The 19,795-nt window shown below is 71.0% G+C and carries 19 protein-coding genes; 8 read left to right on the top strand and 11 right to left on the bottom strand.

Features of this window, described 5'->3' with window-relative positions; translation table 11 throughout:
• Positions 1-110: 110 nt before the first annotated feature.
• Entirely contained in the window at positions 111-974 is an 864-nt protein-coding gene (locus ACFSKW_RS26630) for an ACT domain-containing protein (protein ID WP_379575168.1), read from the bottom strand.
• Positions 975-1,209: 235 nt separating this feature from the next.
• Positions 1,210-2,577: an MFS transporter gene (locus tag ACFSKW_RS26625; protein ID WP_379575167.1), complete on the bottom strand. Its 1,368-nt coding sequence runs from the start codon at positions 2,575-2,577 to the stop codon at positions 1,210-1,212.
• 129 nt (positions 2,578-2,706) lie between these two features.
• Here ACFSKW_RS26625 and ACFSKW_RS26620 point away from each other — a divergent pair, with 129 nt between their 5' ends.
• Entirely contained in the window at positions 2,707-3,588 is an 882-nt protein-coding gene (locus ACFSKW_RS26620; protein ID WP_379575166.1) for a LysR family transcriptional regulator, read from the top strand.
• A gap of 91 nt (positions 3,589-3,679) precedes the next feature.
• Here ACFSKW_RS26620 and zwf read toward each other — a convergent pair whose 3' ends face one another.
• From zwf to ACFSKW_RS26595, 5 genes are all read right to left on the bottom strand, one after another.
• Positions 3,680-4,999 carry a glucose-6-phosphate dehydrogenase gene (gene zwf / locus ACFSKW_RS26615; RefSeq protein ID WP_379575165.1) on the bottom strand — a complete coding sequence of 440 codons (1,320 nt, stop codon included), beginning with the start codon at positions 4,997-4,999 and terminating at the stop codon, positions 3,680-3,682.
• Positions 5,000-5,002: 3 nt separating this feature from the next.
• Positions 5,003-6,628 (bottom strand): glucose-6-phosphate isomerase, encoded by a 1,626-nt coding sequence (pgi, locus tag ACFSKW_RS26610; RefSeq protein WP_379575164.1) that lies wholly within the window; start codon positions 6,626-6,628, stop codon positions 5,003-5,005.
• Positions 6,629-6,698: 70 nt separating this feature from the next.
• On the bottom strand, positions 6,699-7,655 hold the full coding sequence (locus ACFSKW_RS26605; RefSeq protein WP_379575163.1) for an acetylxylan esterase: 957 nt from the start codon (positions 7,653-7,655) through the stop codon (positions 6,699-6,701).
• A gap of 23 nt (positions 7,656-7,678) precedes the next feature.
• Positions 7,679-8,386, bottom strand: a complete 708-nt coding sequence (locus tag ACFSKW_RS26600) for a PDC sensor domain-containing protein (RefSeq protein WP_379575162.1) — start codon at positions 8,384-8,386, stop codon at positions 7,679-7,681.
• On the bottom strand, positions 8,383-9,138 hold the full coding sequence (locus ACFSKW_RS26595; RefSeq protein ID WP_379575161.1) for a FadR/GntR family transcriptional regulator: 756 nt from the start codon (positions 9,136-9,138) through the stop codon (positions 8,383-8,385). The genes ACFSKW_RS26600 and ACFSKW_RS26595 overlap by 4 nt, the downstream gene beginning before the upstream one ends.
• Positions 9,139-9,211: 73 nt before the next feature.
• Between ACFSKW_RS26595 and ACFSKW_RS26590 the strand changes: the two genes are divergently transcribed.
• The 6 genes from ACFSKW_RS26590 (at position 9,212) to ACFSKW_RS26565 (ending at position 15,016) form a co-directional block, all read left to right on the top strand.
• Positions 9,212-10,393, top strand: coding sequence for a (Fe-S)-binding protein (locus ACFSKW_RS26590; protein ID WP_379575160.1), 1,182 nt, complete (start codon positions 9,212-9,214; stop codon positions 10,391-10,393).
• Positions 10,393-11,907 carry an FAD-binding oxidoreductase gene (locus ACFSKW_RS26585; RefSeq protein ID WP_379575159.1) on the top strand — a complete coding sequence of 505 codons (1,515 nt, stop codon included), beginning with the start codon at positions 10,393-10,395 and terminating at the stop codon, positions 11,905-11,907. Before ACFSKW_RS26590 ends, ACFSKW_RS26585 begins: the two co-directional genes overlap by 1 nt.
• Positions 11,904-12,158 (top strand): hypothetical protein, encoded by a 255-nt coding sequence (locus tag ACFSKW_RS26580; RefSeq protein ID WP_379575158.1) that lies wholly within the window; start codon positions 11,904-11,906, stop codon positions 12,156-12,158. The genes ACFSKW_RS26585 and ACFSKW_RS26580 overlap by 4 nt, the downstream gene beginning before the upstream one ends.
• Complete coding sequence (locus ACFSKW_RS26575) at positions 12,142-13,599, top strand: APC family permease (protein WP_379575157.1); 1,458 nt, start codon at positions 12,142-12,144, stop codon at positions 13,597-13,599. The genes ACFSKW_RS26580 and ACFSKW_RS26575 overlap by 17 nt, the downstream gene beginning before the upstream one ends.
• Positions 13,596-14,645 carry an LLM class flavin-dependent oxidoreductase gene (locus ACFSKW_RS26570; protein ID WP_379575156.1) on the top strand — a complete coding sequence of 350 codons (1,050 nt, stop codon included), beginning with the start codon at positions 13,596-13,598 and terminating at the stop codon, positions 14,643-14,645. The genes ACFSKW_RS26575 and ACFSKW_RS26570 overlap by 4 nt, the downstream gene beginning before the upstream one ends.
• Positions 14,646-14,740: 95 nt before the next feature.
• Entirely contained in the window at positions 14,741-15,016 is a 276-nt protein-coding gene (locus tag ACFSKW_RS26565; RefSeq protein WP_379575155.1) for a HesB/IscA family protein, read from the top strand.
• 36 nt (positions 15,017-15,052) lie between these two features.
• Here the strand turns inward: ACFSKW_RS26565 and ACFSKW_RS26560 are convergent, their stop codons facing one another.
• Positions 15,053-15,997, bottom strand: a complete 945-nt coding sequence (locus ACFSKW_RS26560) for a sugar kinase (protein WP_379575154.1) — start codon at positions 15,995-15,997, stop codon at positions 15,053-15,055.
• 70 nt (positions 15,998-16,067) lie between these two features.
• Here ACFSKW_RS26560 and ACFSKW_RS26555 point away from each other — a divergent pair, with 70 nt between their 5' ends.
• Positions 16,068-16,676: a bifunctional 4-hydroxy-2-oxoglutarate aldolase/2-dehydro-3-deoxy-phosphogluconate aldolase gene (locus ACFSKW_RS26555; RefSeq protein ID WP_379575153.1), complete on the top strand. Its 609-nt coding sequence runs from the start codon at positions 16,068-16,070 to the stop codon at positions 16,674-16,676.
• Positions 16,677-16,679: 3 nt separating this feature from the next.
• Here ACFSKW_RS26555 and ACFSKW_RS26550 read toward each other — a convergent pair whose 3' ends face one another.
• From ACFSKW_RS26550 to ACFSKW_RS26540, 3 genes are all read right to left on the bottom strand, one after another.
• Positions 16,680-17,654 carry an acetylxylan esterase gene (locus tag ACFSKW_RS26550; protein WP_379575152.1) on the bottom strand — a complete coding sequence of 325 codons (975 nt, stop codon included), beginning with the start codon at positions 17,652-17,654 and terminating at the stop codon, positions 16,680-16,682.
• A 395-nt stretch (positions 17,655-18,049) separates the two neighbouring features.
• The gene (locus ACFSKW_RS26545) at positions 18,050-19,063 is read right to left on the bottom strand and encodes a hydroxyacid dehydrogenase (protein WP_379575151.1); all 1,014 of its coding nucleotides are present in this window, start codon (positions 19,061-19,063) and stop codon (positions 18,050-18,052) included.
• Entirely contained in the window at positions 19,060-19,749 is a 690-nt protein-coding gene (locus tag ACFSKW_RS26540) for a ThuA domain-containing protein (protein WP_379575150.1), read from the bottom strand. The genes ACFSKW_RS26545 and ACFSKW_RS26540 overlap by 4 nt, the downstream gene beginning before the upstream one ends.
• Positions 19,750-19,795 lie beyond the last annotated feature (46 nt).

The raw sequence follows: 19,795 nt of genomic DNA, 5'->3' as shown, positions 1-19,795 counted from the left end.
GCGACCCCGGAAAGGCGTGCCGGGGAAAGGTTCTGTGGCCGCCTGTGACGGTGACGGCGTCCCCCGGTGGGGGATGTCAGGCGGTCTGACGCGAAGCGCGGCCCCTGATCTCAGGAGGTACCGCTGTAGCGGGCGCCCCTGGCGGCGGAGGCCAGCGCGGCGGCTCTGGCGGCCTCGGCCGGGGTGAAGGGCAGGCCGGGCCGCCTGAGCAGCAGGGCCCGCTCGGGGTGCACGGAGATCACCATCGTGCTGTTGAACGCGGCGTTCTCGTCGACGGTCTCGCCCGGCCTGCGCCATTCGACCTCCGAGACCCGGAGCAGTTCCGCCATCGCCTGCGGGAGCTGCTCGGGATCGTCGTGCACCCGCTGCGCCAGCAGCAGTCCCTGGATACCGGGGTCGATCAGGTCCTTGACCTGCGCGGGCACGACCAGCACGTCGAGGCCGCCCGCCTCGGACAGCGCGTCGTGCAGGACGCGGGGAGTGAGGTGGGTGGGCGCCTCGACGACGAACTCGTCCAGCGCGTCGCAGCCTGCCGGCGTGATGGCGCTGCTGCCGGTGGGGGCGATGTGCAGTGCCAGTATGTTGCAGCCCAGCCGGCCGAACGCGCCCGCCACCTCGGCCAGGCGTCCCGGGCGTTCGACCACGCGCATCCGGATCCGCCACAGCGTCATGGCGCCGCTCCTTTCTCCGCCGGTAGGCGGCGAGGGTGCGCGCCCGGGCCGCCGTCGCGCGGTCGCCGGCCGTACGGTCTTCAGGCGCTTGTGGACGGCCGAGCCGACGATCAGGGCGGCGCCGAGCCCCACCAGCACCACCGGTCCGGGATCGGTGTGCCCGAGGAGGGTGGCGAGCAGGTGGGCCACGCCCACCGCCACGAAAAGGACGGCCACCTCCAGGATCTCTCGCCACCAGGAGCGCGCGTGGTGCCGGCGGTCGTGCCCGGAACGCGGATGAATCGCCTTCGGTGCATCGCTCATGCCGGCCAGTCTCACCGCGGAGTGTTACGCCCCTGTGAACCCTGGAATCGCACGGGCATTAAACCGTCATCACAGGTGACGCGCGAGCATCCGTGTCACCGCCTCGCCGCGCGGCGAGAGCCGGTAGCCGGTCTCGAGCTTTCGGTCAGACCCAGTTCCTTGAGCTTGCGGACATCGCGTTCGAGCGCCGGCGTCTCCATGACGTCGCGTGGACGCCCGCGCGCAGGATCGATGATCAGGAGGCGGCATTCGGCTCGCCGGTGAAGGCGAACACGGCAAGGGCGACGGCGCAGACCGCGGCCGAGGTCAGCAGAGCCCATCCGGTGCCCGCGCTGAGGACGGCTCCCATCACCGCGACCCCGAGGGTGGCCCCGACCTGGCGCACGGCGTTGAGCAGACCGCCGACGGATCCTGCCGTTCCCGCAGGGGCGGCGTTGACGATGGCGGTGACCAGCGCGGGAAGCGCACACGAGACGCCGAAGCCGCTGATGAGCAGGCCCAGAGCGAGCACCGGGTATCCGCCGGAGGTGAAGATCGTGGCGGCCAGCACCGCTCCGCCGGTCGACAGAAGCGTCAGGCCCGCCAGGATCGGCAGGCGAGGTCCGACGCGGGCCACGATCCTGCCGGTGACAGGCGGATTGACCGCGAACGGCACCGTCAGCGGCAGGAACGCCAGCCCGGTCGCCAGGGCGCTCAGGTGCCACTGCTGTTGAAGCAGGAGCGGCAGCACGAACAGGGCTCCGGTGAGCGCGAAGGTCACCGCCGCGCCGGCCAGCAGCCCGGCCCTGACTCGCCCGTCGCGCAACAGGTTCCGGTTCAGGACCGGTGCCGGGCTCCGTCGTTCGAGCGTCAGGAAACCCGCCGTCGCCACCGCACAGGCGGTCGACGACCAGAGGGCGTGGGACCACGCGCCGGAGCCTGCGGCGATCACGCCGTCGGTGAGCAGGGCCAGCACCAGGGCGGCGGCGAGCTGGGCGAGCCAGTCGATGCGACGCTCACCGCGCGGGCAGCGTACGGCAGGGCCCATCGTCAGCAGCAGCACGATCAGGCCGATGGGTCCGTTGATCAGGAAGACCGAACGCCATCCTGCCCAGCCGACCAGAGCTCCACCCGCGATCGGGCCCGCCGCGACGGCCGCACCGCTGACGGCCGCCCACGTAGCGATGGCGCGGGCACGCGCGGCCGGTTCGGGATAGAGCCGGCCGATCATCGCCATGGACGCCGGAACGCAGGCGGCCGCGGCCACGCCGAGCAGCGCCCTCAACACGATGAGGATCCACAGGCTCGGGGCGAACGCGCTGAGCAGGGAGGCGAGGCCGAAGGCCGCGATCCCGGCTCTGAAGACACGCTCGGCTCCCCGGCGATCGGCCAGCGCCCCAGCGGAGAGCAGGAGCGCGGCGAACGCCACGGTGTAGCTGGTGGTGGCCCACTGGAGGCCCCCGATCGAGGTGCGCAGGGAGGACGCCAGGTCCGGTTCGGCGACCGACAGGACGGTCATGTCCAGCAGCACCATGAAATAGCCCAGTGAGATGCCCGCGAGGGCGGGCGCCCGGCCGCGCGGGGTACTCGTCGCGGGCACGGTGGGCGACTGGGGAAGAGTCATGATCGAGACAGCTCCCAGGAGGAGAGGGATTCGGCGCGATCACTGTGCATGGCGACGAACCCGCGGCTCCACCGGCCCGGCCGCATACCGCATTCGGAATGTCCGAACGCCCGGCACGGTTGCGTGAGCGTGGAACTGCGCCAACTGAGGACCTTCGAGGCGGTCGTCCGTCACCGCACGGTGACCGACGCCGCCATCGCGCTCGAACTCGCACCCTCGTCGGTCTCCCAACAGATCCGGACGTTGGAGTCCTCGCTCGAGGTGACGCTCTTCCACCGCGGCCCCAGGGGGATGGAGCTCACCCCTGCCGGCGAACGCCTCATGGGATGGGCACGGCGGCTGCTCCATCAGGCCGAGCGGGCCCGTCGCGACGTGCGCGGCGAGCGGCAGGTGCTGCGCCTGGGCGCGCTGGAGACGCTCGCCGGCTCGTACGTGCCACAGGTCCTCGCGCGCTTCGCCGAACGCCGGCCCGACCTGGAGGTCGAGATCAGTTCCGAACGCGCTCGCGACGGGCTGCTCGCCGACGTGATCGACGGTCGCCTCGACGCCGCTCTCCTGCTGGACTCCGACGACGATCTGGGAGGCCTCGGGTTCCCCGCTCCCGCGGAACCGCTGGCATTCGTCGACCTCGATCCCGTGCCACTTGTCCTGGTGGCCGCCCCCACCCACCCCCTCGCCGCCCGGCCCGGCCTGACGCCGCCGGACCTCGAACACGAGCGCCTGCTGGTCAACGTGCCGGAGTGCTCGTTCTGGATGGCGGGGTACAAGACGCTGGGCCCCGCGCCCAAACGGATCAAGGCGGGCGGGGTTCCGGTCATGCGCGCGTGGGCCGAGCACGGACTCGGCATCTCCCTGCTGCCCCGGTTCGCCGTGGCCGACAGCCTGGACGCCGGAAGCCTGGTCCGGCTGGACCTTCCGGTTCCCGACCTCAGCCTCAGACTGGTGTGGCGAGAGGGCCGGGAAGCCCTGCCAGGCCTACGCGACATCCTCTACGCCGCGGCCTGCCCGTGACCGACCGGCACCCTCACGGTGGTCGCCGCGCGGAACCGGGAACGGCTCGCGTCGGGGTGTCACCGGTGGGCCGCCGGCGGTCAGGGCGAGGTCAGCCGACCGGGTGCCAGCCGCCGGGCACGAGGCGGTCCTCGCCCTCAGGCCAGGTGCCTCTGGCGTAGGGCTCGGGCGTGCTGTCGAACGTCAGGACGTCCTGGACGATCCGCCAGGACTCCTCCACCAGGTCGAACCGCACGAAGTGACGGGGGTCCCCCGCGAGCGCGTCCTTCAGGACCTGCTCGTAGGCCTGTTCCATGGGCCCGAGCACCTTGGTGAAGTCGACTGAGACCGGCACGGGGCGCGTCCTGTCCTGCACGTCGGGTTCCTTGGCCAGCAGGTCGAAGGTCACGCCGGGGTCCGGGTGCAGCGTGAACCTGATGAGGTTCGGCGCGGGAGCCGACCTGAAGAAGGAGACGGGCGGTTCGCGCAGTTCGGCGACGATCTCCAGGGTGTGGACGGGCAGGCACTTGCCGGTGCGGATGAAGAACGGCACGCCTGCCCACCGCCAGTTGTCGATCGTGGCGCGCAGCGCGACGAACGTCTCGGTGCGCGAGCCGGGGGCCACGCCGTCGGTGTCCCTGTACCCCTCGTACTGCCCGCGCAGCACGTCGGATTCCTGGACGGCGCGGACCGAGCGCAGCACCCGCCACTTCTCATCGAGGACGGCGCGGACGTCGTCGGACGGCGGGGCGTCCATGGCGGTGTAAGCCAGCAGCTGGAGCAGGTGGTTCTGCAGGACGTCGCGCAGCGCGCCGACCTCGTCGTAGAACGATCCCCGGTCGGCGACGCCGAAGTCCTCGGCCAGGGTGATCTGGACGTTGCGCACGTAGGTGCGGTTCCAGATGGGCTCCAGCGTCGTGTTGGCGAAGCGGAAGACGATCAGGTCCTCGACGGGTTCCATGCCGAGGAAGTGGTCGACGCGGAAGAGGTGGTCCTCGTCGAAGCAGGTCAGGAGCTCGGCGTTCAGCCGCCTGGCCGATTCCAGGTCGTGGCCGAAGGGTTTCTCCACGACCAGCCGCGCGTCGGCGTTGAGGCCGACGGCGGCCAGGCCCCTGGCGACGGTGGCGAACAGCGAGGGCGGCACGGCGAGGTAGTGGGTGAGGAACCCGAGCCCCTCGACCGCCTCACGCAGCCGTTCGAAGGTGCCATGGTCGGCGAAGTCGCCGGCGACCAGGCGCAGGTCAAGACGGGGTGACAGGTCCTTGCCCACCGCCTCGCGCGCGAAGGCGCGCAGGCCGTCGAGGTCGAAGTCGGTCCTGGCCACCCCGACGACCGGCACGTCCAGCCGGCCCGTGTCCGCGAGCTTGTCGAGCGCCGGCAGCAGCATCTTCTTCGCCAGGTCGCCCGTTACACCGAACAGGACCAGCGCCATGGTTCAGGCCCTTCTTCCCCGCATCTCCCTGTACTTGCGCACCAGTGCGGCGGTGGAGGCGTCGGGTGCCTGCGCGGGGGGCTCCTCCGAGGTGAGCGCGGGAGCCAGGTCCATCGCCATCTTCTTGCCCAGCTCGACGCCCCACTGGTCGAAGGAGTCGATGCCCCAGATCGTGCCTTCGACGAACACGATGTGCTCGTAGAGGGCGACGAGCTGGCCGAGAGTGGAGGGCGTCAGCCGGGGGGCGAGGATGGTGGAGGTGGGCCGGTTGCCCGGCATCACCTTGTGCGGCACGATCGTGGCGGACGTGCCCTCGGCGGCGATCTCCTCGGCGGTCTTGCCGAACGCCAGCGCCGAGGTCTGCGCGAACAGGTTGGCCGTCAGCAGGTCGTGCATGCCTTCGGCGTCCACGTTGGGCCGGCCGAAGCCGATGAAATCGGCGGGCACCAGCCGCGTGCCCTGGTGCAGGAGCTGGTAGAAGGCGTGCTGGCCGTTGGTGCCCGGCTCGCCCCAGAAGATCTCTCCGGTCGGTACGGTCACCGGCGTGCCGTCGGCCTGGACCGACTTGCCGTTCGACTCCATGGTCAGCTGCTGCAGGTAGGCCGGGAAGCGGTGCAGCCGCTGGCTGTACGGCAGGACCGCGTGCGTCTCGGCGTCGAAGAAGTCGGTGTACCAGACGTTGAGCAGGCCCATGAGGACCGGCATGTTGGCCTCGAACGGCGCGTTACGGAAGTGCTCGTCGATGGAGTGGAAGCCGTCGAGCATCTCGCGGAAGCGCTCGGGCCCGATGGCGATCATCAGTGACAGGCCGATGGCGCCGTCGAAGGAGTAGCGCCCGCCGACCCAGTCCCAGAAGCCGAACATGTTGGCGGTGTCGATGCCGAACTCGGCGACCTTCTCGGCGTTGGTGGAGACGGCGACGAAGTGCTTGGCGACGGCGTCCTCGCCGAGGGCGCCGACCAGCCAGGCGCGGGCCACCTTGGCGTTGGTCAGCGTCTCGAGCGTGGTGAAGGTCTTGGAGCTGACGATGACCAGCGTGGTGGCGGGGTCGAGGTCCTTGAGTGCGCCGTGGATGTCGGCGGGGTCGATGTTGGAGACGAACCTGCCGGTGATGCCCGCGTCGGCGTAGTCGCGCAGCGCCTCGTAGGCCATGGCGGGCCCGAGGTCGGAGCCGCCGATGCCGATGTTCACCACGGTCTTGATGGCCTGGCCCGTCTGGCCCTTCCACTCCCCTGAGCGGACCCTGGCGCTGAAGTCGCTCATCTTGTCGAGGACGGCGTGCACGTCGCCGACCACGTCCTGCCCGTCGACGACGAGCTTGGCGTCGACGGGCATGCGCAGCGCCGTGTGCAGGACGGCCCTGTCCTCGCTCACGTTGATGTGCTCGCCGGCGAACATGGCGTCGATCCGCTCGCGCAGGCCCGCCTTCTCGGCCAGCGCCAGCAGCAGCTCCATCGTCTCGGCGGTGGCGCGGTGCTTGGAGTAGTCGAGGTAGAGCTCACCCGCCGTCAGGCTCATCCGCTCGGCCCTGCCGGGGTCCTCGGCGAACAGCTCCCGCAGGTGCTTACCCGCCACGGCCTCGTGGTTGGCCTTCAGCGCCGCCCATTCGGCGCTTCGACTGATGTCCACGTCTCCTCCTCGCACTCTCAACCTGACGACGTACCCGCGATGGCCGATCCATCGCACCGCGGGGAGGTTATCAAGCGGTCATGAACCGATATTGCGACTGCGTCAACGCCTCTTCCTGCGCTGCTTCTTCCGGGTGGTCGAAGTGTCCGGTTTCCAGGACGAACAGCTCCTTGGGGCCGGCGAGAGCGTTGTAGATCGCGTACTGCCCCGGAGGGGGGACCGCGGGGTCGAACAGGGCCGCGCCCACGTGCACGGGCGTGCGCACGAAGGTGGCGGCGGTGGCGGAGTCGAAGTAGGCGAGCACGTCGAGGACCTCAGGATGTTCGGCATGGTAGGCGCGTACGGCCGCGCCGCTTCCCGTGCAGGGCAGCGTCACCCGCAGCGGGTGGTTGCCGAAACTCGGGATGACCAGCGCGCCGCCGGCGAACCTGTCGTCGAAGGCGAGGACGAAGGGGCCGATGCCGCCGCCGAAGCTGGAGCCGATGTAGTCGAGCCGTACGGCGGCCGTCTCGGGCAGCAGCTCGGCCAGCGCGGTGGCGGCGCACCACATGTCGGCGACGCAGCCGCCGTGGATGTAGGTCTCACGGGAGCCGATGCCGTGCAGCACGTGCTCCTGCGCGTCGGAGGGCAGGTCGGGGTGGAGGCTGCGGGTGGGCAGGCCGCGGGCGCACGGCCAGATGGTCGCCGTGCCCGGGATGTTGACCCTGACCTCGGGCTGGTCCCTGCCGCCGTAGCCGTGGGCGACGACGCGCGCCCTGGTGACGCGGCCGTCGGCCGGGACGCTGAGCCAGCCGCCGACCCTGAACCCGCCGGTGGAGGTGTAGGTCACGCCGTGGAAGCGCAGGCCGTCGGCCTCCCACTCCACGGGGCCGAGCTTGGGCGCGACGCTGACCGCCATCGCCTGCTCGTGCCGGCCACGCCAGAACTCCTCGAAGTCGACGGGCGCGGCAGGCGCCGGTACGGCCAGCAGCGCGTCGAGGTCGTAACCGTAGGTGGGGTCGAAGGTGAACTCGTGCCGCGGTATCAAAGCCAGCCCTCCATGCAAGATCGTCAGGCCAGCTTAACCGCCCTCTCTCTCGCGTCGGAAACGACGCTCCACGGCGGATCGGGAAGGCGTTCGGTCTCGGCTCCCTCGCGCAGGAGCAGCGAGCCGGCGGGGAGTCTGGGTGAGTTGGCCGCCACGACCCTGCCCTCGGCGTTGACCAGCGTCACCTGGGTCGGGCAGGCGGCCAGCACGCCGAGCAGGAGCGCCTCGAACCTGGCGGCCCGCACGTCGGCGCCGACCACGCCGAGGAAGCGGCCGTCGACCCGGGCGGGCGTGGTGAAGGTGAGCATGTAGGTGTCGGTGCCGCCGTAGTCGACGTAGGGGCCGACGACGTGGCGGCAGCCCGTGCGCCGCGGGACGGCGAACCATTCGGCGGCGGTGTAGTCGTAGAAGTCGAGACTCTCGGGGTTGAGGTCGACGTCGAGGAAGATGGGGTCGTCGTCGGGCGGGGCCTGCCACCAGTCGAGCCAGCGCGGCCGGTCGGCCAGCACGCCGGGGGCGACGATCACGCCGCTGCCCGCGGCGATGCCGTGCAGGCGGCGCAGGCACCCGAAGATCTGGGGGCGCACGCCGGCCAGATCGGCGGAGGTGAAGGTGGGATGGGATCGGTAGCAGGCCTCCATGCCCGCCCTGATGTCCTCCAGCGCGCGGAAGACGTCCTCGACGATCGCGTGGACCCGCTCGGCCACGAGAGCCACGTGTGGATCGCTCATCGCCACTCCCGTTGGTCCTGGGTGACAAGTCGCCAATGGAACTCCATCAGACGCTCGGTCCCCCTGTCGAGGTGCTCCTCGGTCAACGTTCGGGCGCGGTCGGCCTGCCGTGCGGTGATGGCGTCGATGACCTGGCGGTGGCTGCGCACGACCTCCTGCGGGTCGACGGCTTCGCCGTACGGGAGCCAGAGCAGCTCGCCGACCTCGGACTGGATGTCGATCTCCGCTCGGGTGAGCCTGACGGACTGAGCCGCGGCGGCGACCTCGATGTGGAAGCGTCCGTCGGCGCGGCGGCGCTCGCCGACGGTGGTGGCCGCTTCGAGGCGGTCGACGACGTGGTGGAGTCTGGCGACCTGGTCGGCCGAGGCGCGCGTGGCCGCGAGGCGGGCGGCGGCGCCCGCGATGGCGGCGCGGTAGTCGCCGATCTCGCGCAGCTCGGAGCTGCTGAGCTCGCGCAGCCTGTTCCTGAGCCTGGTGGTGGAGGGGTCGGCGGGTCCGCGCACGAACGTGCCGCCGCCCCTGCCGCGCCTGGTCTCGACGAGGCCGCGTTCGCGCAGGGCCGCGAGGGCGGCGCGCAGGGTGACGGTGGAGACGTTGAGCGAGGCTGCCAGCTCCAGCTCGGCCGGGAGCTGGTCGCCGTCGGCGATGAGGCCGAGCGCGATCGCCTCGGCCAGGCGCCTGACCACGACCTCGACCCTGCCCGAGCCGTCGTCGACGGGGGCGAAGACAGCGGCGCCGGGGAGCTGATGCACAGCAGACAGCATATTGCCTTTTGAAATATGAACTCATAGTTTTAATCGCAACCCGATCTGAGGGAGGCGTCCGTTGCCTGATCCCGAGAAGAGGTTCGCCGAGGAGTGGCGGAACGCCGCCTACAACTGTTTCTCCTCAGGCCACAAGTTCTGCCGCGAGGTCTGCCCCGTCATGCAGGTCACGCGCAACGAGTCGTGGAGTCCCACCGCCTTCCACGCCAACGTGGTGGCGATGGAGCAGGGCTCGCTCGAGGTCGCCGACGTCGCGGCCGACTACGTCAACTGCACCGGGTGCGGCGCGTGCGAGCTGCGCTGCCCCAACTCGCTGTTCACCGGCGACTTCTACCGCTTCCGCACCAGAACCGTCGACCTGGTCAAGGCCGTGCGCGCGCTCGCCGTACGGGAGGGGGTGCACCAGCCGGGCTGGCAGCGATGGAACCTGCTCACCGACGAGAAGACGCACGAGCCTGTGACCTCAGGGGTGTCACAGGAGCGGGTACGCGACTGGGCACAGGGGCTCGACCTGCCGGTGGGCGGGGAGACGATCCTGTTCGTGGACTGCGAGGCCGCCTTCCACCGGACCACGGCTCCGAGGGCGGTGGCCCGGATGCTCAACCTGGCGGGCTACAAGTTCGGCCTGATGAACGAGCAGTGGTGCTGTGGCGGGCCCGCGGCCGAGATGGGCTACGAGGAGCAGGCCCTCCGCTTCGCCCGGCACAACCTGGAGGACTGGAGGGCCGGGGGCGTGCGCCGCGTCCTGGTCCTCGACCCGCACGACTACATCACCTTCACCGAGGACTATCCGAAGTACTTCGGGGAGGCGTTCGACATCGAGGTGGTGCTGGTCATCGAGTTGCTCGCCGCACTGCTGAGGGAGGGGCGGCTGGTCCCGCACGTGCCCGTGGAACGGACGGTGACCTACCACGACCCGTGCAGGCTCAACAAGCGCAAGGGGATCTGGCAGGAGCCGCGCGAGATCCTGCGGGCGATCCCTGGTCTGACCTTCCACGACGTGGACAGGGTCACCCAGTGGTCCTACTGCTCGGGCGCGGGCGGCGGCCTGGCCGTCGAGAAACCCGAACTGACGGCCAGGATCAGCGAGACACGCATGGGCAAGGCGGCCGAGCTGGGCGTCGACACCCTCGTCACCGCCTGCCCGTGGGCCGAGAGGCCCCTGACGGAGGCGGGCGCCGCGCGCGCCATCGGCGTGGTGGACCTGCACGAGCTGCTCGCCGAGTCGCTGGGGGTGGCCTGATGACCATCACCATGGACGACCCGGTCCTGGAGGAACTGCGGCGGGTCCTCGGCCGCGAGCACGTGCTGACGGGCAGGGCCGACCGGCTCAACAGGACGCGCGTGCCCGCGCCCTTCCCCGTGCACAGGTGGGCGGAGCGGATGCCCGACCTGGTGGTCATGCCGGGCTCCACCGAAGAGGTGGCCGAGGTGCTGAGGCTCGCGCACACCCATCGGATCCCCGTGGTGCCGCGCGACGGCGGCACCGGGCTGACCGACGGCGCGGTGCCGCTGCGGGGCGGCATCGTGGTCGATGTGAAGCGGATCAACCAGATCAAGGAGATCGACCTCGAGAACAGGACGTGCACGGTCGGCACAGGTATCAACGCGCTGAAGCTCAACGAGGTGCTTTCACGACACGACCTGATCTACCCGGACGACCCCGCCTCCTATCCCTGCTCGCTGGTCGGCGGCAGGATCGGCACCAGCGGCTGGTCGCTCATCGGCTCGCGGTACGGCCACAGCCGCGACCTGGTGCTCAGCTTCGACCACGTGCTGCCGACGGGGCAGGTCATCCACGTCGGCGACGGCATCGGCAGGAAGATCACCAAATCGTCGAGCGGCTACCAGCTGAAACACCTGTTCATGGGCCACCAGGGCACGCTGGGCATCGCCACCGAGGCCACGCTGAAGCTGTTTCCCAAGCCGGAGGCCGAGTTCTCACCGTTCTGGGCGTTCGAGGACTACGACACCGCCTACGCGGTGGTCGGCCGGTTGGCGAGGGCGGGCGTGGCCACGTTCGCGGGCGCGGTGCTGTTCGACGAGTGGAAGGTCGCCTACCTGCGACGCGACGACGAGGCCTACATCCCGCAGCCGTCCTCGGTGAAGGCGCTGGTCTGCGCCGCCCTGTACGGCTACGAGGACGAGGTACGCGCCGGCGGCAGTCGGTTGCTGCGGATCGCCCGCTCGATGGGCGCGCGCTACCTGGGCGACGAGATCTCCGAAGGGGACTGGGCCGCCCGCCACGACCGCTACGCCACCCCCCTGCACGGGCGGACCCGCTCTGGGCAGGTGGTGCCGATGAGCTGGCACTGCGAGGACGCCTCGATCAACTACACCAGGCTGCCCGCCGTACGGCTGGCGTGGCACGAGATCGCCGACCGGCTGCGGCGGGAGTCGGACGTGTTCGACGACTGGGGCATGTTCGCCTACACCAACGGCTCCACGGGCGCCGACTACCTGACCGAGATCGACATCGGCATCTGGGAGCAGCGCCTCGACGACGCGGCGTGGGCCGCGTGGGTGGCCGCCAAGCGCGACCTGGCGGCGGTGGCGTTGAGCAACGGCGGCTCGATCAGCGCCTGCCACGGCTCGTGCCGCGAGGGCGAGGTGGACCTGGTGCCCGAGGAGCTCGGCGGCGGCTTCGACGTGATGCTCGCCATCAAACGCGCCATCGACCCGCACAACATCATGAATCCGGGCAAGTACCTGCTCGACCGCGCCTACGCCGGAACGCCGGGTGAGGAGGAGCCGTGAGCTACCGCTACCACGACGAGATGACCCCGCCCCCGCCCGAACGCGCCTCGGAGGTGGCGGTCACCAGGTTCGAGCACGTCTACGAGGTGGATCCGGCCCTCATGACCGAGCACGTGACCCAGCAGACCTTCCCCAACTGGGACACGCTCCGCCTGGCCCGCTCCCGCGCCGACCACCTGGCCTGGATGCACAGGCACTTCGCGCACAAGGTGATCTCGGGCGAGGAGCTGCTCGATGACCTCGACCGATGACGGCAGGCTGGCCGACCTCGGCTACACCTCCGAGTTCCGCAGGGAGATGAGCCTCTGGGCCAACTTCTCGCTCGGCTTCACCTACCTGTCTCCCGTCGTCGGGATCTACACGCTGTTCGCGGTCTCGCTGGCCACCGGCGGGCCGCCGATGATCTGGAGCCTGGTGATCGTCGGCGTGGGGCAGTTCCTGGTGGCCCTGGTGTTCGGCGAGATCGTCTCGCAGTACCCGCTGACGGGCGGCATCTATCCGTGGGCGCGGCGCCTGTGGGGGCGCACGTGGGCGTGGATGACCGGCTGGGTCTACCTGATCGCGCTGCTGGTCACCATCGCCAGCGTCGCCTACGGCGCGGGCCCCTACCTGTCGGCGTTCCTCGGCATCGGCGTGAGCACGACGAACACGATCATGTGCGCGCTGCTCATCCTGGCGGTCGCGGTGACGATCAACCTGGCGGGAACCAGGGCCCTGGCCCTCGCGGCGATCATCGGCTTCTCGGCCGAGCTGGTGGGGGCGCTGGCGGTGGGCGGCTGGCTGCTGCTGACGCAGCGGCATCACGGGCTCGGCGTGCTGTTCGACTCGTTCGGCGCGGGATCGGAGACCGGCTATCTCGCCGCCTTCCTGGCCGCAGGGCTGATCGGCATCTTCGAGTACTACGGGTTCGAGGCGTGCGGCGACGTGGCCGAGGAGGTCCCCGACCCGACGCGGCGCATCCCTAAGGCCATGCGCATGACGATCTACGTGGGAGGGGCGGCGGCGATCTTCGTCTGCCTGGCGTTGCTGCTGGCCGTACCGGACTTCGCGGCGGTGATCTCGGGCGCGAGCCCCGACCCCGTCTCGGACGTGCTGACCACGGCGTTCGGCCCCGTGGGGCTGCGGGTGGTGCTCGGGATCGTGCTGGTGTCGTTCCTGTCGTGCGCGCTGAGCCTGCAGGCGGCGGCGAGCAGGCTGCTGTACTCCTACGCGCGCGACGGCATGATCGTCGGGAGCGGACTGTTCCGCAGGTTCTCGGCCGCGCGGCACGTCCCGCCGTACGCGCTGCTGGTCGCCGCGGTCGTGCCCGCGCTCGTGGTGGCCGGTTCGATCATCTCGGAGGACGCCCTCGTCAAGATCATCTCATTCGCGACGCTCGGCATCTACCTGGGCTTCCAGATGGTGGTGCTGGCGGCGCTGAGGGCGCGGCTGCTCGGGTGGCGCCCTTCGGGTCCGTTCACGCTGGGCGCGGCAGGCCTGGCGGTCAACGTCGGCGCGCTGGTGTACGGCGTGCTGGCGATCGTGAACATGATCTGGCCGAGAACGCCTGACGCCGCCTGGTACGACAACTGGCTCGTGGCGCTCTCCGGCCTGGTCGTCGTGGGTCTGGGCGCGCTGTACCTGGTCGTGGCCAGACCGCAGGAACTCGGCGTGGCCCCGGCGGGCGACGCCATTCCCCAGGAGGAGCGATGAAGTTCAGTTATGTGATGCTGCCCGACTACCCGCTCCAGGAGTCGCTGGCGTCCATCAGACTGGCCGACGAGCTGGGCTTCCACGCCTGCTACGCGGCGGACGAGACCTGGCACAAGGACCTGTGGCTGCTGTTCGCCGCGGCCTCGCAGCAGACCGAGAGGATCAGATTCGGACCGAGCGTCTCCTCCGTGGTGCTGCGCGAGCCCTCGCTCATCGCCCAGGCCGCCGCCACGCTCGACGAGCTCAGCGGCGGCCGCGCCGAGGTGGTGCTGTCCAGCGGCAACTTCGGGCTGTTGGCGCAGTACGGCATCGACTGGACCGTCTCCAGGCCGCTGTCGCGCGTGAAGGAGGCCGCGCACGTCGTCCGCACGCTCCTGGACGACGGCGCGATCACGTTCGAGGGCGAGTTCTTCCGCTACAACGGACTGTTCACCTTCGCCAGGCCCGTGCAGGAGCACGTGCCGGTGAAGCTCGGCGCGATGCGCGGACCGCGATCCTTCCGCGCGGCCGGCGAGCTGTCGGACGGCGTGCACCACGCGCTCAGCTACACCCGCGAGGCCTACGACTTCCTGGTCTCGGAGTTCAGGACGGGCGCCGAGAAGGCGGGCAAGGACTGGTCGTCGATGGACATCGGCGCATGGGTCGTCTTCGCCACCGGCCACGACTCCGCCGTGGCCAAGGAGGCCGCACGCAGCATGGTCGGCCTGTACGCCTCGTCGATGCCCGCCGAGCAGCTGGAGCGCAACGGGGTGGACCCGAACGCCATGAAGCCCATCGTCGACGCGCTGGGAGCGGGCGACCTGGCCAGGGCCATCGAGCTGACCAGCCCCGAGCTGGGCGACAGGCTGTCGATCGCGGGCACCCCCGAGGAGTGCGTGGAGAAGATCAGGCGCGAGATCGAGCCTTCGGGGGTCAACCACATGATCCTCGCGGTGACGGACGCGACGCTGGTCAAGCAGTTCATGGGCCGCGATCTCCCTGATGTCGCCTCGGTGGAGGAGCAGCTCAGACTGATTCATGACCGTGTCATGCCCGCGTTCTCCTGAACTTCGGGAACGTGGCGGCTCGGCGGGTGTGTAGGGCGAAGCAGATGGGGCAAGGACCCCGGATCCCTGCAACCGAGAAACGAGGAGGAGCCGTAGTGCTCACTCTCACACCCAACGCAGCCCAGGTCATCAAGGATCTGACCGCCCAGCAGGACGCGGAGGCCAGCGGTATCCGCATCTCGTCACAGGGGGACGGCCAGGGTTCCCTGGTGCTCAGCATGGCCACCGCGCCCGAACCCACCGATGAGGTGGTGGAGGCCGAAGGAGCCAGGGTCTATCTCGACCCCGTGGCGGCCAGCGTCCTCGACGACAAGTCGCTGGACGCCGACACCGACGGGGAGGGCGGGGTCGCCTTCCACGTCACCGGTTGACCGGAGGCCTCTCGGGGGGCTCCCGGTCACATCCGATCATCCCGCGAGGAGCGCGGCGGCCTCGGCGGCCGAGGGGAGGCCCTCGACGTCGCCGTGCACCTCCACGATGCGGCCGGCGAGTGCGCTGCCCACACGGGCCGCGCGCTCGCGCGTGGCGCCGGCGAGCCGGGCGGCCAGGTAGCCGCCGAGCAGCGCGTCACCCGCGCCGACGGGGTCGCGCACCGCGCGCGCGGCGCTCGGCAGGTGGCGGGGCTCGTCGTCCTCGCCGTGGAAGAACACGCCGTCCGCACCCGCCTTCAGCACCACCTCGATCCCGTCGGAGCGGCCGGAGCCTGCCGCGGAGAAGACGTCGGCGGGCTCCGTGACGCCGAACAGCGGCCCTGCCTCGTCCTGGCCGAGCACCAGCAGGTCGGTGCGCGGCAGGAGGTCGAGGACGGTGGCGAGCACCCGGTCCTGCCTGCCGAGCGCGGGGCGGAGGTTCGGGTCGACGACCAGTTGCGCCCCTGCCGAACGCGCGCCCTCGGCCAGGGCCCTGACGAGCCGCTCCGGGCCCTCTCCCAGCGCGATCGTGATCCCGCTGACGACGATCGCCCTCGGCTTGGCGTCGAGGATCGCGGCGGCGTCGCCCTCGTCCATGCCCGCGGCCGCAGAGCCCGCCCGGTAGTAGTGGACGCGCCTGGCGCCGTCCGGCAGCACGTCCTTGAAGAAGACCCCTGTCGGCCTGGTGTCGTCGCGGCCGACCAGGGTGGTGCCGACGCCGAGGGAGCGGGCGGCGGCCTTGACGCGCTCGCCGAACGGATCCGCGCCGACCCGCGAGGCGAACCACGCCGAGCCGCCGAGCCTCGCGACGGCCGCGCACACGTTCAACTCGGCCCCGCCGACGTGCACGTCCATCCGCTCGGCGGTCGCCAGGTTCTCCCCCTCAGCGGGCTGGAGCAGCACCATCGCCTCTCCGACCCCGACCACGTCAGGACGAGTCACCACATCTCCCTCGCTCGCGGCTTGCTTCTACAATGCGGAGAATCATCCCATCACTCCGGTAGGAGCGCCCGTGCGGGACTTCAGGTGGCGGCTGACCGAGCGCGTGGTGGCCGACCGGGTGATCGGCATCATCCGGGCACCGTCCGAGGAGACCGCCATCGCGTACGGCAGGCGCCTCGCCTTCGCCGGCCTGGCCGCCATCGAGGTCTCGCTGTCCACTCCAGGCGCCCTGAACGCCGTCCGCACGCTGGCGACCGGCGCGTTCGTCGGCGCGGGCACCGTGCTCGACGCCGCCCAGGCGGTGATGGCGATCGAGGCGGGCGCCCGCTTCCTGGTCTGCCCCGCGCTCAGTGACGGGGTGATCCGCGCCGGCCACCGCCACGGCGTGCCGGTGGTCGCGGGCGCGTCGACGCCGACGGAGATCGTCGCCGCGCTGGAGGCGGGCGCCGATCTCGTCAAGCTCTTCCCCGCCTCGCAGACCTCGCCGAAGGCGCTGCGCGACCTCCTGCAGGCGCTCCCGCAGGCCCCGATCGTGCCCACGGGCGGGGTGAGCGCCGCCACCGCGCCCGAGTGGGTCGCCGCAGGGGCAGTGGCCGTCGGCATGGGCGGCGAGCTCACCCGGGGCGAGCCGGAGGAGGTCACCCCCCGCGTCCGTGCGCTGCTCGAGTCGTTGCGTTGACGCTCAGGCCAGCAGCTTGGCCACATACCTGAGCTGTTCCTCGCGCTGGAAGCCGCCGCCGCCCTCATGGTTGTTCCACGGCCAGACAGTGATCTCCTTGTCACCCTGCCAATGGTTGTAGGCGGCGAACACCGTCGAGGGCGGGCACACGTCGTCCATCATCGCCACCGAGTAGAGCGCGGGAACCCGGCCGCGCGCGGCGAAGTTCAGGCCGTCGAAGTAGGACAGGGTGCGGAACACGGTGTCGGCACTGGCCCGCTGGGTGGCCAGGAAGCGGACGATCTCCTGGTAGGGGTCGCGGCCGGTGATCTCCACCGCCCTGCGGAAGTGGGTGAGGAACGGGACGTCGACCAAGGCCCCCTTCACCGAGGGCCGCAAAGCGGCGACCGCCTGGGCGATGCCGCCGCCCTGGCTGCCGCCCGACACCACGATCCTGTCGGCGTCGACGGCGGGGTGGCTCTCGGCCACCTCCACGGCCCTGACGGCGTCGGTGAACACGCGGCGGTAGTAGTAGTCGGCCGGGTCGAGGATGCCCCTGGTCATCATGCCGGGAGCCTGCGGCGACAGCCCGCCGTGCGGGTCGGCGGTGGCGCCGGGGCTGGTCAGGTTGTGCGCGCCCTGGCCGCGGGTGTCGACGACCAGCACCGCGAGGCCCGCGGCCGGCCAGGTGAGGTGATCGTGGGCGAACCCCCTTCCGCCCGAGTAGCCGATGTACTGCATCACGCACGGCACGGGCCCCTCGGCGCCGCGCGGCACGATCAGCCAGGCGTTGATCCGGTGGCCTGCCCAGCCGGCGAAGGAGGTGTCGTAGACGTCCACGGCGGTCAACGGCAGATCGTAGGGTGTGAACGAGGGAGCCAGGTCGTGCTCGGCGGCCTCGGCGAGGGTTTCGCTCCAGAACGCGTCGAAGTCGGCGGGCTCGTCACGGTCGGGGCGGTATTCACGCAGCCGGTCGAGGGGAAGGTCGAACAGGGGCACAGGGGTCTCCCAACGTCAGCGATCGGGTCCTCACATTTCATCTCATCGAGCGGTGAAAGCGCTATCCACCCACTCCTTGACATCCGCCTCCAGACGCCCCGCCCTCCTTGACCCGCCCCGCACCTTGACCCCGCGTACACAGCCCCGGATCTTGACCCCGCACCTCAGGTGACGCAACCGGACAAGGCCCGCAGGCTCACGCCCCAAGAGGGGCGGAAACCGCAACAGATGGGCGCGGCCGGCGGTAACGCCGTGCCTGCCGGTCATCGCCGGTCTCGTTCAGGCTCCAGAAAGCGGGACCGCCACGTGCCACCGCTCCGGGGTAAGGCTGTGCCACCGCTCCGGGGCCAGGCCGTGCCACCGCTCCGGGGCCAGGCCGTGCCACCGCTCCGGGGTCAGGCTGTGACGCCGAGGAGGGCCGGGTCCACGGGGTGCCGCAGCGGGCCGCCGTCGAGGGCCCTGAACACCTCGGCCAGCGCGTGCGCGCCGAGCCGTTCGAGCTCGGCGCCGAGGGATCCGGCGACGTGTGGAGTCAGCACCACGTTCGGCAGCTCCCACAGCGGCGAGTCGCGAGGCGGGATCTCGGGTTCGGTGACGTCCAGGACGGCTGAGAGGCGGCCCGTGCTCAGCTCGGCCACCAGGGCGTCGTGGTCGACCAGCGACCCCCGCGCGGTGTTGATCAGGGTGGCGCCCTCCGGCATCGCCGCCAGCCGGGCGGCGGTCACCAGATGCCTGGTCTCGGCCGTCGCGGGGGCGTGCAGCGAGACGACGTCGCTGGAGGGGAACAGCTCGTCCAGGGCGACCTTCCTCGCGCCCAGCGCGCCGGCTCCCGCCTCGTCGAGATACGGGTCGCTGATCAGCACCTCCACGTCGAACGGCCGCAGCAGCTCGGCCACCCTGCGGCCGGTCCGCGACGCGCCGACCAGACCCACGGTCCTGCCGTAGTTGCCGACGTCCCGGTAGTCGCCGAGCACGTCCACATAGGCCCTGCGTCGGCGGTACTCCGCGGCCATGGCCGGCACACCCTTGTTGGCCAGCAGGATCGCCGCGAGCGTGTACTCGGCCACCGGGACCGCGTTGGCGTCGGCCGCCGAACTGACCGCGACCCCCCTGTCGAAGACGGCCCGCGCCACGTGGCCCTTCACCGACCCCGCCGCGTGGACGACGGCCACCAGCCGCGGAGCGAGCGCGAGCGCCGCCTCGTCGATCACGGGGGCGCCCCAGCCGGTCAGGAGCACGCGCGCGGACGCCAGCCGTTCACCGGCGATCTCGCCGGTGAGGTGGGTGAGCGGCGTGCGCCAGCCGTCCCCCGCCAGCGCCCGCAGCCGGTCGGCGCGCTCCCCTCGGAAGAGCCGCTCGGGCAGTCCCGGCGCCATCGCCGTGACGACCTCCTGACCTGCGGCGCTCACCGGGCGGCCCAGACGAGTCCGCGCGAGGTGAGCGTGCGCACCGTGGGAGCGCGCAGGTCGGCCGTCCGGTGGCCGATCGCGGAGAAGAAGATCTTGCCCTCGCCCCACCGCCTGGTCCACACCACGGGCATGTCGAGGGGCCCGCCGCCCTGCCCGCCGCCCTGCCCGCCATCCTGCCCGCCGTCCGCCGGGTCGACGGTGGTGCTCGCCAGCACGGTGTTCGGGCCGTCGGACAGCATCCAGTACTGCTCGCTGTGCACGTCGAAGTCGGCCAGGCCCGCCATGATCGGGTGCTCGGCGTGCTCGGGCCTGATGACGACCCGGTAGTCGAGGAAGTCCGCGGGGTGGAAGAGGAACAGGCCGCCGACCATGCGCAGGTAGTCCGGGCTGTCGGTGAACGTGGCCACCACTCCCCCGTGCCGGCCGGCGAACCCGGTGCCAGCGTGGACGGCGGACACCAGCCCCGAGCACTGCTCGGCGGTGAGCCGCCCCATCGACCAGCACTGCACGATCAGGTCGGTGCCCGCCAGCAGCTCCCCGTCGGCGTAGACGTCGAGGTCGGCGGCGACGGTGACGTCGAATCCTGCTTCCTTCAGGTCGGGCAGGAACAGGTCGGTCGCCTCCACGGGCGCGTGGCCCTCCCATCCTCCGCGCACGACCAACGCCCGACGCGCGGTGCCGCTCATCGTCCGACGCGCGGAGCCGCCCGTCGTCCGCCGCTCGGAGCCCCTC

Source organism: Nonomuraea mangrovi, from assembly GCF_042681425.1.
GTDB classification, from domain to species: domain Bacteria; phylum Actinomycetota; class Actinomycetes; order Streptosporangiales; family Streptosporangiaceae; genus Nonomuraea; species Nonomuraea mangrovi.
The sequence above is the reverse complement of the archived record's forward strand: the minus strand, read 5'-3'. Positions and strand labels throughout refer to the sequence as shown.